Consider the following 469-nt stretch of genomic DNA (forward strand, 5'->3'; position numbering starts at 1 on the left):
TTGCTCTTTAACAATCTGGAACAAGCTGAAAATTGAAACATGACGGCTGAAATTCATTCCTCCGTAGAAGTACTGGAATGAAGAGTAACCTGTCATAGAGTCTCTCAAATGTTTGCAGCGCGAACGATGGAAACATCTTCGGGTTGTGAGGTTAAGTGACTAAGCGTACACGGTGGATGCCTAGGCAGTCAGAGGCGATGAAGGGCGTGCTAATCTGCGAAAAGCGTCGGTAAGGTGATATGAACCGTTATAACCGGCGATACCCGAATGGGGAAACCCAGTGTGTTTCGACACACTATCATGTCATGAATACATAGTGGCATGAGGCGAACCGGGGGAACTGAAACATCTAAGTACCCCGAGGAAAAGAAATCAACCGAGATTCCCCCAGTAGCGGCGAGCGAACGGGGAGGAGCCCAGAACCTGAATCGGCTTGTGTGTTAGTGGAAGCGTCTGGAAAGTCGCGCAG

General features: G+C 49.3%; 1 rRNA gene. It reads left to right on the forward strand.

Features of this window, described 5'->3' with window-relative positions:
- Positions 1-149 precede the first annotated feature (149 nt).
- Positions 150-469 (forward strand): 23S ribosomal RNA (locus ACK3CV_RS25330); the annotation flags it as partial.

The organism is Serratia sp. TSO36 (assembly GCF_057808395.1).